Raw genomic sequence first — 12,450 nt, forward strand, 5'->3', positions numbered from 1 at the left:
TCGGCGGTTTTTATTAACGTCAGAAAGTATGTTAACTCACAATAAACTGCACGGGCTGAATCGGCTCAATTTGATAATGCGCTCTTAATGCATCGGATAGCATCGCAACACGCTCTGGTACGCCTTTGTCTAAAATCGACATCACCTCGTTGTGTACTTTAGCCATAAAAGCGACTCGGTCTGGTTCAAAGTCACCATGTAAGTTGTCACAACTAACGTTAAACGGAAAACCGGCACTCATAGCCAAAATCCACTCATAAGCTTGAGGGCGAATCTCTACCTTTTCAAACTCTGCTTGTACAGCTTCTGTGCGACCATCTGGCTCATACCAATAGCCAAAATCTTCTAACAAACGGCGCTCAGGCCCAGCGACACACCAATGGGCGATTTCATGCAATGCCGACGCATAGTAGCCACGCGCAAATACAATGCGGTGGTAATCAAACTCTTTATCAGCAGGAAGATAGATAGGCTCATCGCCACCTAACTCTAACTTGGTGTTATAGGTTGGATAGAAGGTTTGATTAAAGATAGTAATTAAGTCGTTGTAATCGTGGGTCATGGTGAGTTTGAAAAAAGTTATGTTAATCGGTCAATCAAGTCGTTGTCTCTTGAGGCTACGTATTCTCGCACCTTTCTCGATGGTTGCCAAACCACGCTTTAGCTTTCTTCATTAGATTTAGTTATCTGAAAAACGATTTCGTAAATATAAAATCTCATTCGTATTTGTAGCCAATAACCACTAGACTCTGCGTCTTATTTTATAGAATGCCAGAGTCACAACTTGTTGCTGGTTATTCCCTTTCTTTATTTGTCGTTTTTGAGTTTTCGCTATGCTATTGAGTGTGTTGTATATCATCGGGATTACCGCTGAAGCCATGACGGGTGCGTTGAGTGCTGGTCGCCGTAAAATGGATTGGTTTGGTGTGATGCTAGTGGCCAGTGCCACCGCAATTGGTGGTGGTACGGTGCGCGATATTCTACTCGGCCATTACCCTCTTGGTTGGGTTAAAAATCCTGAATTTCTCGCCATCACCTGCATTGCTGGTGTGCTAACAACGGGCATGGCGAAGTGGGTAATCAAACTCAAAGGGCTTTTCATTCGTTTAGATGCGCTTGGCCTAATCGTATTTAGTATTATCGGTACTAAAGTGGCCCTTGGCATGGGCCTTCACCCGGGCATCTGCATGGTGTCTGCGCTAGTGACTGGTGTATTCGGTGGCCTACTGCGTGACCTTATTTGCCGTCAAACACCACTCGTATTACATGAAGAACTTTACGCATCAGTCGCCTTGATTGCCTCTGGCTTATACCTAGTATTACTAGAATTTGAAGTTTCTGACGTTACAGCCACTATCAGCACTTTGGTTGTTGGTTATCTACTGCGCATGGCCGCGGTTCGCTTTAAATGGCGCTTACCTTCGTTCCATTTGGAAACGGAAGGTTCGGTTCACTAACCATTTAAAAACCACCGATACCAAACCTCCAGCAGCAAGTTACCAGCAAAACAATAACTTGCTGTTGGTCTGGTCGTTTCCCTTCGCACTCGATTACGCTATGCGATAAATATCCCTGCACCTGATACACAATCGGCTAATCTGTGAGCTTGTTTCGGTTTCAGCGAAATTCTTTTACTCTTGCCAAAATCCCCCGCCTAAAAAACATCCAAATCGCGAGCAAAATTGGTCACTCAATGGCTTATCTCATGGTTCACGGCTTGGCAAAATTCGCATATTCATTCATGACGAATAATTCATCCCTTTGCTGGGTATTTATTCACCCTTTGTTACTGTGACCATTTGCACACATCTTAAGCAAGCCATTCTATAACCTAACTTTTGCAGAAAGTCTTCGCCATTCTGACTCATACTGAGCTCTGCGCTATAGCACAATAATAACCAGTTAATTGTGGGTCAGATGTCTGCCAATCTAATGATTTAAGGACTAACAAATGCAAAATAAATTTTCTTTGACCCTTTGCTCCGCTGTTATCGCCTTGGCCGTATCCGGCTGTGCGAACACCTCCACTACTCCTCCGTCGCAGCAACTGGATACGCTGCTGACCAACTACACCCAAGATATGCAAAACCTCGATAAGTCGGAGTTTGGCATCATTAACGATCAAATGGCGGCAGCGCGACAAACCCTCGACCGCAGCTATTTAGATCAACTCAAACAAGTTGATCGCAGTAAACTGACCGATGAAGAAAAAGTCTATTTCGACACCTTCCGTTTTGACCGCGAAGTGGCGATTAGAGGCGCTTCATTCGCCAATGCTCGTTTCGGTAACCCAGACGTACCTGTAACCCATTTCTATAACTACATGCAATGGCATGCGGAAGAAGCGGGAGCCGCGGTTGAAGCAACCAATGAAGGCGAAGACCAAGCCACCTACCAACAGCAACTCGAAAAGGTTAATGACTACACCTCATGGGTAAGAAACCTACACAGCCAATATCACTTAGGCGAGTTGCAGCACATTCAATTACCAAAAGTGTTAGTCAATCGCTTCTACCAAAATAGCTTAGATACCATTGCAACCGACGATTACGCTATCTTGAAAGTGGGCTTAAAAGATCTGAAATCTCACGCGGAATACAGCCCGAAATTCGTTGCAGAATATGACGCAGCGGTTACGCAAGCGATTAAGGTGACTAAAGAGTTCCTAAGCTACGTGCGCAGTGATTACGCGAATTCTTCACGTGGAGAAGGCTCACTCAATGACAAACACATCGGCTGGGGCGACCTACCCAATGGTCAAGCTTGGTATCAATGGCACCTAGACAGAAACAGCACCACAGGTAAGTCTGCTCAAGAGCTACATCAGATGGGCGAAAAGCTCGTCGCGGATGCCAAAGCTGAGATGATTCGTGTGGCTAAAACAGTTGTGGAGAAACGCGGTGATGAAGTTAAAGCACTGTTCCGCGATCCAAGCAGTAAGAAAGTCGCGATGCGTACCTTCAAGCTCGTTGACGCCAATGGCGAGATTAACTTACCTGAATTCTTCGCATACCTAAACAGTGAACAGTTCTTCTTCGGTCGAGATGGCCGCAATGTCTCAGGCACTGAGCATGCCGAAGTATGTAAGCAAGCGTCGAATCAATCTGCGTGTGAAAGCTCGCTACTTGATTACTACTCATTCAAAGTGAACGCTAACGACGTCGTCGCTAGCTACTTTAAGACCATCCAAACCGACTATGCTATTGAGCCAACACCAGCTGGTGGTGAGCTTTATGACGGCGTAGGCTCTTACGATGAAAATGTCTTCACCTTAAACACCAACCCAGACTACAGCCTACAAAAATGGAACGTTTCAACCCTATTGCTTCATGAAGCAGCGCCGGGACACCACTTCCAACACGCTTACTCTAAAGAGTACCCACCTGCGAATATCCCAGCTTACATGGATGATATTTGGTACACCGCTTACGGTGAAGGTTGGGCACTGTACACAGAGTGGTTGGGCATCGAAATGGGCATCTATGGTGAGCTTAACCAACAAGGCCAACCAACCTTTATCAATGGTAAGGGCATGTGCTTGGCTGACCTTGATTACAGCCAATTCCAAGGTGGTATCTACACCGATGAAGAAGAGTGTAATGCACTGCAATACTTTGGCAGTTTGAACGAGGCGCAGCTACGCAACATGCGTTTAGCGGTCGATACTGGTATCCATGCGAAAGGTTGGAGTATTCAACAAGCGCGTGATTACATGCGTGCTAACTCTGCACTAGGCGACGGAGATATTGAATCGGAAAGCTACCGTTACGCTGCGCACGTTGGTCAAGCCGTCTCTTACAAATCAGGCTTCTTGGTAATCAAAGAGATGTTAGATAAAGCCCAAACAGAGCTAGGTGATAAATTTGATTATGCGGAGTTCCACCATCAACTGCTTAGTTATGGTCAACAGCCAATGGAAGTGGTTGAAGAGAACGTGAACAACTGGATTGCGTCGAAAAAGTAAAATGGCGTAAAGCCAATAATAAAACGGCTCCTAACTAGGAGCCGTTTCTATTTATGCTTGCGCTTAAATTTGTGGGGTTTCGGTACTAACGCCATGGTTTTGACCACGATGACGCAGCAGATGATCCATCACCACAATCGCCAACATTGCTTCGGCAATTGGCACCGCGCGGATACCCACACATGGGTCATGACGACCTTTGGTGATCAACTCAGTTGGCTCACCTTGGCGATTAATCGTCTCACCCGGCACGGTAATACTTGAAGTCGGTTTTAGCGCGATATTGGCAACAATTTCTTGGCCAGTCGAAATGCCACCTAAAATGCCACCGGCATGGTTACTACCAAAGCCTTGTGGCGACAAAGTATCACGATGCTCGCTACCTTTTTGGCTTACCACATCAAAGCCATCACCAATCTCAACACCTTTCACCGCGTTGATGCTCATTAACGCGTGAGCAATGTCAGCGTCTAAACGGTCAAACACCGGCTCACCCAATCCAACTGGCACATTAGTCGCCACCACTTGGATCTTGGCACCAATAGAATCACCTTGCTTTTTCAGATCACGAATAAGCGCATCAAACGCATCTACTTTGCTTGCATCAGGGCTAAAGAATGGGTTGTTTTCGATTTCGTTCCAATCGACTGTATCAATGGATACATCACCCATTTGCGATAGATAAGCACGGATCTCAACACCAAACTCTTGCTTTAGATACTGTTTCGCAATCGCACCTGCTGCCACTCGCATTGCGGTTTCACGCGCAGAAGAGCGGCCACCACCACGGTAGTCACGTTGACCATACTTTTGGTGATAGGTGTAATCAGCATGTCCCGGACGGAACTTGTCTTTGATGTCTGAATAATCTTTTGAACGTTGATCGGTATTCTCGATCAATAGGCCAATTGAAGTACCAGTGGTTTTACCTTCAAATACGCCGGATAGGATTTTAACTTGGTCTGGCTCACGACGCGCAGTGGTATAGCGAGAAGTACCTGGCCTGCGACGATCTAAGTCGACTTGAATCATTTCTTCATTAATTTCTAACCCCGGAGGGCAACCGTCGACGATACATCCTAGTGCGATACCGTGACTTTCTCCGAATGTTGTCACTCGAAAGTGTTGTCCGATACTATTTCCTGCCATTGCTTCCTCAATTTACACCCGCAAATACTATTGTTTGCTGGCGTTGTTCCTATTGTTCGTGGATTCATAGTGGCTTTATTACGATTTGATGTAAAGCCCTAAACCACAACTAATTGCTAACTTATTTCCAACCCACGCGGTAAATAGAAAGCAATAAAAAACGCCATGCACTTGGCATGGCGTTTTTAAACAATCAGAGATTGAGCGTATCAATCTTTGTATAGCGAGAACTCATCTGCACAGGCAACTAGCTGCTCGCGAGTTAGCATGAATACGCCGTGGCCGCCGTTTTCAAACTCAATCCAAGTGAATGGAATTTCTGGGTATTGCTCCATCATGTGGATCATTGAGTTACCCACTTCACAGATTAAAATACCATCATCGGTTAAGTAATCTGGTGCATTCGCTAGGATACGACGAACTAACTTAAGGCCATCAGTACCCGCTGCTAGGCCAAGTTCTGGCTCATGAGTGAACTCGTCTGGCAGACTGTTCATGTCTTCTTCGTCCACATATGGAGGGTTAGACACGATCAGGTTGTATTTCTCTTTTGGTAGGTCGCGGAACAAGTCTGAACGGATTGGGAATACTTGCTGCTCCATACCGTGGTCTTGAACGTTTTGCTCAGCTACTTGCAGTGCATCCGTAGAGATGTCAATCGCGTCTACTTCTGCGTCAGGGAATGCGTGCGCACAAGCAATAGCGATACAACCACTACCGGTACACAAGTCCATGATGCGCTCTGGCTGTTCAATCAACCAAGGTTGGAACTCAGCTTGAATCAGTTCGCCGATTGGTGAGCGAGGCACAAGCACACGTTCATCAACAAAGAATTCTAGGCCGCAGAACCAAGCACGGTTAGTTAGGTATGCGGTTGGCGTACGGTCATTAATACGTTTTACTACGCGCTCAACAATACGCATACGCTCGCTAGTAGTTAAACGAGAGTTCAATACGTGTGGAGGCACATCGATTGGCAAGTAAAGGGTTGGCAAGACAAGCTGAACAGCTTCATCCCACGCGTTGTCCGTGCCGTGACCATAAAAAAGGTTCGCTGCATTAAAGCGGCTCACAGTCCAACGGATCATATCTTGAAGCGAGTGAAGTTCTGAAACCGCTTCTTCTACAAAAATCTTATCCAAAATTGCCTCCGAAAAGCGCTACAATACTGCCAAACCATTTATTTTTTAATCGTTATAAACGTATTTATTTCCCATGAGCTCAAAAGACACCGAAGCCGATGACGAATTCGCCCTCTTTAGGGATGCAGTACAAGGCGTAAAAAAGTTGCCACAGGATACCATAGTCCAGCAACCAAAAAAAAATACAAAGCACAAAGAAATCACTCGAAGTGGTCGTGAAGCAGCCGATTCTGAGTTTTATTTCTCAGATGAGTTCGTTCCGCTACTAAATGAGGAAGGACCAACGCGCTACGCGCGTGATGACGTCTCTACTTATGAAGTAAAAAGACTGCGTCGCGGCGTCTATGTACCTGACGTTTTCTTAGATATGCACGGCATGACGCAGCAAGAAGCGAAGCGTGAATTAGGCGCAATGATCGCTTACTGCATAAAGAATGAAATCTCTTGTGCCTGCGTTCAGCACGGGATCGGCAAACACATCCTTAAGCAAAAAGCGCCATTATGGCTCGCCCAGCATCCAGATGTAATGGCCTTTCACCAAGCACCATTAGAGTTTGGCGGTGACGGTGCACTGTTGGTTTTACTATCGATTCCAGAGAAGTAACCACTCACATCAGAAGACTTAACTCATAACAAAAATAGGGAATCATGTTTGATTCCCTATTCGTTTCAGTTAGCTGTCTTGCCTTAAGTCTGGCGGGATTGGCAAATCCCCACCTTTCAACGTCGGTCGTTGACCACCTTTTCTTCGGTACTGTTTTAACTGGAATACGTAAGCCAATACTTGCGCGACCGCGGTAAACAGACCATCTGGAATTTCTTGTTCTAGCTCAGTGGAATGATACAAAGCACGAGCTAACGGCGGCGCTGGAACAATATAGATATCGTGCTCGCGGGCGATTTCACGAATCTTCATTGCCATGTGGTCGACACCTTTCGCCACCACAATCGGCGCTTTGTCGGTGGTTTGGTTATAGCGCAGCGCCACCGAGAAGTGCTCCGGGTTAGTTACGATAACATCAGCTTGTGGTACTTCTGCCATCATTCGGCGCTGAGCCGCTTCCCGTTGTAGCATACGAATACGGCCTTTCACCTCTGGCTTACCTTCGGTGTCTTTGTATTCGTCTTTCACTTCCTGCTTGGTCATTTTCAATTGGTTGGCGTGTTGCCAAATCTGGAACGGGATATCAATCGCCACCACAACCAGCAAGGAACAGCTAATCAATAGAATAAAGTTGAGCAGAATATCGAGCGCGTGGAAGATGTTTTGCGGGAATACATCCAAACTGAGTTGGAACAAATCCTCTTTCGCCGCCTCTATCAGATAAAATGCCACACCCGACACGAGCGATACTTTTAAGATGGATTTGATCAGCTCAACCCAACTCTGCATGCCGACCATACGTTTCAGACCGCTAAGCGGGTTCATCTTGGAAAGCTTTGGCATCGCAGCTTCAGCCGAGAAACTGATACCGCCAACCCCAGCAGCACCTATCAGCGCAGCGACAAACAGTACAAACAGAATAAGTAGTAACGGCAGTAATAGCGCACCCATTGAGCCAAGGGCGATATCAAACAATTTGGTTTGGTCGAAGATTTCTTCACGTTGCAGTTCGAAAAGACGCCCCATGATATTAAATAACGCGCGCGCCAAGCCCTCACCAAACCACATCAAGGCGACTGAACCTACAACCAATACTGAAACCGACGCTAACTCTTTTGACCTTGCAACCTGCCCTTTTTCACGAGCCTGTTGCAAGCGCCTGGGCGTGGCGTCTTCGGTACGTTCTTGACCGTCTGACTCTGCCAACTCAGTCTCCTGTTACTTCTAGAACCATAACTTCAAAAAGTATGGACTAACAATTTAAACGAATAAAGCGACAAACTTGCTGTTCACCCTGCAGCCAGATCAGCTCGTAATGGGTAAATAGACCGCCAATGATGTACCAACATAAAAGCAAGCCGACAATCAAGGCAAAGGCAAAACCTAATGAGAAGATGTTTAGCTGCGGAGCTGCACGAGTCATTACGCCAAATGACAAGTTAATGGTCAAAAGTGCAATAATGCCAGACAGCGACATACTTAGCGCTAGCTGGAACATGGTTCCAAGCCACAACGCTAACTCACGAAAATCCACCGCGTTCAGTTTACCAATCCCAATAGGCAATGACTGGAAGCTCATCACCACCAGCATCAACATCTTTAAATGGCCATCGGTGGCCAAAAAGAACATGGTGGCCAAAAACATGAATAGCTGACCAAGCAAAGGGGTGTTCTGACCGTTAGCAGGGTCAACCATTGAAGCAAAACCCAAGCTCGATTGCATACCTAAGATCTGACCCAAAATAACAAAGGTTTGGATCATAAACTGCGTCACCGTACCCATCGCCACGCCAATGATGATCTGCTCAAGCAGCACCATAAAGCCCTGGAAAGAGAGCAACTCAATAGATTGCGGTACAGCAGGTATCGCAGGCATCACAGCCAAAGTAATGGCTAAGCCAAGATAAAGCCTAATACGGGTGGAAACAAAGCGCGCCCCTGTTACCGACATCACCATCAACATGGCGGCAATGCGGGTATAAGGCCAAAAGTAGTTGGCAATCCAATCGAGGACGACGCTTGCAGGGTACTCCATCAGGGCTCCTAGTACAGAACCTGAGGTAATTGCTCAATGATGGAATAGAAGTATTCCGTCATCATGGTGGTCATCATGTGGGCAAAGAACATCAAAGCCAACAAGGTCACGATTAAACGCGGTAAGAAACTTAGAGTTTGTTCGTTAATCGAGGTTGCGGCTTGGAATATCGCCACCACCAAACCAATCAAAAGGCTGGGAATGATAATGGCGCACACCATGATAAGCACCATCCAAAGTGCATCACGGAACAGCTCGACGAACATTTCAGGAGTCATAGGCTTCTCCCGCTACAAGGCAAAACTGCCGGCCAAGGTGGACAATATCAAGTTCCAACCATCGACCAATACAAACAGCATGAGCTTAAACGGCAACGATACGATCATTGGCGAAAGCATCATCATACCCATCGCCATCAGAACCGAGGCCACCACCAAGTCGATAATCAAAAACGGCAAGAACAGCATAAAGCCGATCTGGAACGCGGTTTTCAGCTCCGAAGTGATAAAAGCAGGAATAAGAACCGCCATGGAGACATCTTCCGGCGCAGTTGCCGTTGAGCCTGAGATGTTAACAAACGTCTCTAAGTCCTTCACTCGCGTCTGTTTTAGCATGAAATCCTTCATCGGAATTTGCGCTAAATCGAACGCTTGGCGCGCTGAGATCTGCTCGTTAATGTAAGGTTGAATCGCGGTATCATTCACCTTGTTCAGTACTGGCGACATGATAAAGAAAGTCAGAAATATCGCGATACCAATGATCACTTGGTTAGATGGCGTCTGTTGTAAACCCATCGCCTGACGCAATATCGACATCACCACCACAATACGGGTGAAAGACGTCATCAAAATCACCATGGCTGGCAAGAAGCCAAGCATGGTCATCAACGCTAGAATTTGCAGGTTGATGGAGTAATCTTCACTGCCATCAGGATTGGTGGTCATGGTTAGCGCAGGAATACCACCACTGCCGCCTGTAACCGTGCTAGTTGAGATGGTCTTAGCCGAGCCTTGTTGCTGTTCCATGGCACTGACTGTGACAGAGTTCGATGCAACACTGTTATTCACTGGGGTATCTAGCTCTTCTTGAGCCAATACGCTGGTTGAAAACAAGGCCAATACCAAGCTCAATAACAGGGAAGATAATGCGTTAATTTTTATCATTCTTCTTTAAAAGCTGAGTCAGTTGATTTGCAAACGGACTGGATGCCAGCTCCTCCTGAGACAAAGGTTTTTCCAGTTTAGAGATTAATTGAATCGCTTGTGGAGTGACCCCCACTAAGAACTGCTCTTCACCTGCTTGAACGATGATAATACGTTCTCTTGTGCCTACCGCAACTTGCCTAACAACACTCAACCCCTTTTGATTGGCTAGCGCAGGCATGCGCATACGCTTTAACAACCAAGCCAACAATAAGATCAGTGCTAAAACGAACAAGAGCGACCCAAAGGTGGTCGCCCAATCTAGTTGGCTGGTAGGAGCCGCTAACGCCATTGGTGACAACAGCGATGAAAGCAGTAAAAGCGAACACGCTTTCCAGTTCATAGGCTACCTTAGCTTCTTGATTCGCTCTGTTTGGCTGATTACGTCAGTGAGACGAATACCGAACTTATCGTTCACCACAACCACTTCGCCGTGAGCGATCAGAGTACCGTTAACCAATACATCTAACGATTCGCCCGCTAAGCGCTCTAGCTCAACCACTGAACCTTGGTTCAATTGCAGCAAGTTACGAATACTGATTTGCGAACGGCCTACTTCCATCGAAATAGTCACCGGGATATCTAAAATGGTATCGAGTTTACGACGCTCATCATCAGAAATCGGTGAAGATGTATCTTCTAGCTCATCCAGTTGTGCTGACATCACTTCATCAACATCAATCTCTGGAGCGCTTGGATCTTCACCTAACGCGGCTGCCCATTCGTCAGCCAGTTTTTGGTCGTCACTTGGTTCCATACCTAATACCTATATACTTGATACTTATATAATCTTTTAATCTTCGATTTCGCCATCATCTTGCTCTAGCTCGGAAATTACATCCTTGCCGAGGAAGGCGATATCGGTTTTCACCACATCTGGGCGTTTGATTTTTTCTGACACTTGAACCGCTAATTTCTCGCCCGAACGCCCCATCTTAACGCGATAGGTTGGCAACTCTTCGACGAACATTACCGCATGCTCTGGCATATCGACTGGGATAATGTCGCCTGCTTGTAGCTCCATCAAATCACGCAGTGAAATGTCTTGTTCAAGTAAATCAACGCGGAAGTTAACCGGCACATCCATGATCTCTTCACGCAGCGCCGTACTCCAACGTACGTCTGTTTCCATTTTGTCTGATTGAACACCTGCATCAAGCAGTTCACGAATCGGCTCAACCATGGAGTAAGGCATTACCACGTGGAAGTCACCGCCGCCGCCATCCACTTCGATATGGAATGAGCTCACCACGATCACTTCGGTCGGGCTAACAATGTTCGCCATACTTGGGTTTACTTCTGAGTCGAGGTACTCAAACTCAACACCCATTACTGGCGACCACGCCTCTTTGTAGTCTTCAAATACAATTTTCAGCAGCAACTGAACGATACGACGCTCGGTTGGGGTAAATTCACGACCTTCGATACGGGCATGAAAACGGCCATCGCCGCCAAAGAAGTTCTCCACCAAGATGAAAACCAAACGCGCTTCCATGGTAATCAGCGCCGTACCTTTAAGCGGTCTAAAGCGCACCATGTTCAAACTGGTTGGTACATACAAGGTGTTTTGATATTCGCCAAACTTCATCATCTGCACGCCGTTGATAGAAACTTCAGCGGTTTTTCGCAGCATGTTGAACAAACTGATACGCATGTGACGAGCAAAGCGCTCGTTGATGAGTTCCAGCGTTGGCATTCGACCACGAACAATGCGGTCTTGAGAAGAGAAGTCGAATTCTACCGCACTGGCATCACCCGCTACCTCATCCTCTTCAACGTCATCGACATCATCTACGCCATGCAATAGCGCATCAATTTCGTCTTGGCTTAATAGATCAGTCACTCTTAGTCCTACTGAATTACGAAATCAGTAAACAGCACACGCTCAATCACGGGCTCGCCTACTGCGCGAGTCAAACTCGCTTGAATGTCTTGGGTCGCTTTATCACGAAGTTCGACACGCCCTGTCGCGCTTCGCAACTGATCGACAGTCGCCGAAGCGAACGTCGCCAACAAGGAGCTTTCAATTAACGGCGAGTGGTAGCGAGCAAGGTTTTCATTGTTGCTTCCACGTACCATCAGCTGCACTTTAATCTGAACGAGACGATCTTTCGAATCCCCGGTCACATTAAACAAAAACGGTTGGGCAATATTTACATAAGAAACGGGAGCTTCAACTGTCGCTGCCGTTTGGCTTGCTGCGAGCTCTTCTGCGCTTGGTTCACTCGAACCCATCAAGAAAAATGCAGCACCACCGCCAACAACCAACAACACTACCACGGCTGCGATAATGATAATTAGCTTGTTTTTACCTTTTGGTGCTTCGTTGTCTAGTTCTTCTGCCATAGATAAAC

At 46.6% G+C, this 12,450-nt stretch carries 14 protein-coding genes; 3 read left to right on the plus strand and 11 right to left on the minus strand.

Features of this window, described 5'->3' with window-relative positions; translation table 11 throughout:
• Positions 1 to 31 precede the first annotated feature (31 nt).
• The gene (locus MU515_RS05965; protein ID WP_260259495.1) at positions 32 to 562 is read right to left on the minus strand and encodes an elongation factor P hydroxylase; all 531 of its coding nucleotides are present in this window, start codon (positions 560 to 562) and stop codon (positions 32 to 34) included.
• A gap of 271 nt (positions 563 to 833) precedes the next feature.
• Between MU515_RS05965 and MU515_RS05970 the strand changes: the two genes are divergently transcribed.
• Together MU515_RS05970 and MU515_RS05975 are read left to right on the plus strand one after the other, a co-directional pair.
• On the plus strand, positions 834 to 1,457 hold the full coding sequence (locus MU515_RS05970) for a trimeric intracellular cation channel family protein (RefSeq protein ID WP_260259496.1): 624 nt from the start codon (positions 834 to 836) through the stop codon (positions 1,455 to 1,457).
• Between the two features lie 494 nt (positions 1,458 to 1,951).
• Positions 1,952 to 3,964, plus strand: a complete 2,013-nt coding sequence (locus tag MU515_RS05975; RefSeq protein ID WP_260259497.1) for a DUF885 domain-containing protein — start codon at positions 1,952 to 1,954, stop codon at positions 3,962 to 3,964.
• Between the two features lie 63 nt (positions 3,965 to 4,027).
• Here the strand turns inward: MU515_RS05975 and aroC are convergent, their stop codons facing one another.
• Complete coding sequence (aroC, locus tag MU515_RS05980) at positions 4,028 to 5,113, minus strand: chorismate synthase (RefSeq protein WP_260259499.1); 1,086 nt, start codon at positions 5,111 to 5,113, stop codon at positions 4,028 to 4,030.
• A gap of 209 nt (positions 5,114 to 5,322) precedes the next feature.
• Positions 5,323 to 6,255 (minus strand): 50S ribosomal protein L3 N(5)-glutamine methyltransferase, encoded by a 933-nt coding sequence (gene prmB / locus MU515_RS05985; RefSeq protein WP_260259500.1) that lies wholly within the window; start codon positions 6,253 to 6,255, stop codon positions 5,323 to 5,325.
• A gap of 73 nt (positions 6,256 to 6,328) precedes the next feature.
• Here prmB and smrB point away from each other — a divergent pair, with 73 nt between their 5' ends.
• The gene (gene smrB, locus MU515_RS05990) at positions 6,329 to 6,859 is read left to right on the plus strand and encodes an endonuclease SmrB (RefSeq protein WP_260259501.1); all 531 of its coding nucleotides are present in this window, start codon (positions 6,329 to 6,331) and stop codon (positions 6,857 to 6,859) included.
• Between the two features lie 69 nt (positions 6,860 to 6,928).
• On the opposite strand, the gene flhB is transcribed toward smrB, so the two are convergent.
• The 8 genes from flhB to fliL are packed head-to-tail and all read right to left on the minus strand — an operon-like array spanning position 6,929 to position 12,442.
• Complete coding sequence (gene flhB, locus MU515_RS05995) at positions 6,929 to 8,065, minus strand: flagellar biosynthesis protein FlhB (protein WP_260259502.1); 1,137 nt, start codon at positions 8,063 to 8,065, stop codon at positions 6,929 to 6,931.
• A gap of 46 nt (positions 8,066 to 8,111) precedes the next feature.
• Positions 8,112 to 8,894 carry a flagellar biosynthetic protein FliR gene (gene fliR / locus MU515_RS06000; protein WP_260259503.1) on the minus strand — a complete coding sequence of 261 codons (783 nt, stop codon included), beginning with the start codon at positions 8,892 to 8,894 and terminating at the stop codon, positions 8,112 to 8,114.
• Between the two features lie 8 nt (positions 8,895 to 8,902).
• Entirely contained in the window at positions 8,903 to 9,172 is a 270-nt protein-coding gene (gene fliQ / locus MU515_RS06005; protein WP_260259504.1) for a flagellar biosynthesis protein FliQ, read from the minus strand.
• A 12-nt stretch (positions 9,173 to 9,184) separates the two neighbouring features.
• Positions 9,185 to 10,057: a flagellar type III secretion system pore protein FliP gene (gene fliP, locus MU515_RS06010; RefSeq protein WP_260259505.1), complete on the minus strand. Its 873-nt coding sequence runs from the start codon at positions 10,055 to 10,057 to the stop codon at positions 9,185 to 9,187.
• Entirely contained in the window at positions 10,044 to 10,439 is a 396-nt protein-coding gene (fliO, locus tag MU515_RS06015) for a flagellar biosynthetic protein FliO (RefSeq protein ID WP_260259506.1), read from the minus strand. The genes fliP and fliO overlap by 14 nt, the downstream gene beginning before the upstream one ends.
• Before the next feature lie 3 nt (positions 10,440 to 10,442).
• A complete protein-coding gene (fliN, locus tag MU515_RS06020; protein WP_005471831.1) occupies positions 10,443 to 10,853 on the minus strand; it encodes a flagellar motor switch protein FliN in 411 nt (136 codons plus the stop codon).
• A 36-nt stretch (positions 10,854 to 10,889) separates the two neighbouring features.
• On the minus strand, positions 10,890 to 11,939 hold the full coding sequence (fliM, locus tag MU515_RS06025) for a flagellar motor switch protein FliM (protein WP_260259512.1): 1,050 nt from the start codon (positions 11,937 to 11,939) through the stop codon (positions 10,890 to 10,892).
• A gap of 8 nt (positions 11,940 to 11,947) precedes the next feature.
• Positions 11,948 to 12,442, minus strand: a complete 495-nt coding sequence (fliL, locus tag MU515_RS06030) for a flagellar basal body-associated protein FliL (protein WP_260259513.1) — start codon at positions 12,440 to 12,442, stop codon at positions 11,948 to 11,950.
• Positions 12,443 to 12,450: the final 8 nt, after the last annotated feature.

The sequence above is a fragment of the Vibrio intestinalis genome (assembly GCF_025195085.2).
GTDB lineage: Bacteria > Pseudomonadota > Gammaproteobacteria > Enterobacterales > Vibrionaceae > Vibrio > Vibrio intestinalis.

Coding starts and splice junctions, on each gene's coding strand:
- MU515_RS05975 (WP_260259497.1), top strand. CDS start 1,952: ATGCAAAATAAATTTTCTTTGACCCTTTGCTCCGCTGTTATCGCCTTG.
- fliR (WP_260259503.1), bottom strand. CDS start 8,894: ATGGAGTACCCTGCAAGCGTCGTCCTCGATTGGATTGCCAACTACTTT.
- fliO (WP_260259506.1), bottom strand. CDS start 10,439: ATGAACTGGAAAGCGTGTTCGCTTTTACTGCTTTCATCGCTGTTGTCA.
- aroC (WP_260259499.1), bottom strand. CDS start 5,113: ATGGCAGGAAATAGTATCGGACAACACTTTCGAGTGACAACATTCGGA.
- fliP (WP_260259505.1), bottom strand. CDS start 10,057: ATGATAAAAATTAACGCATTATCTTCCCTGTTATTGAGCTTGGTATTG.
- smrB (WP_260259501.1), top strand. CDS start 6,329: ATGAGCTCAAAAGACACCGAAGCCGATGACGAATTCGCCCTCTTTAGG.
- MU515_RS05970 (WP_260259496.1), top strand. CDS start 834: ATGCTATTGAGTGTGTTGTATATCATCGGGATTACCGCTGAAGCCATG.
- fliN (WP_005471831.1), bottom strand. CDS start 10,853: ATGGAACCAAGTGACGACCAAAAACTGGCTGACGAATGGGCAGCCGCG.
- MU515_RS05965 (WP_260259495.1), bottom strand. CDS start 562: ATGACCCACGATTACAACGACTTAATTACTATCTTTAATCAAACCTTC.
- fliL (WP_260259513.1), bottom strand. CDS start 12,442: ATGGCAGAAGAACTAGACAACGAAGCACCAAAAGGTAAAAACAAGCTA.
- fliQ (WP_260259504.1), bottom strand. CDS start 9,172: ATGACTCCTGAAATGTTCGTCGAGCTGTTCCGTGATGCACTTTGGATG.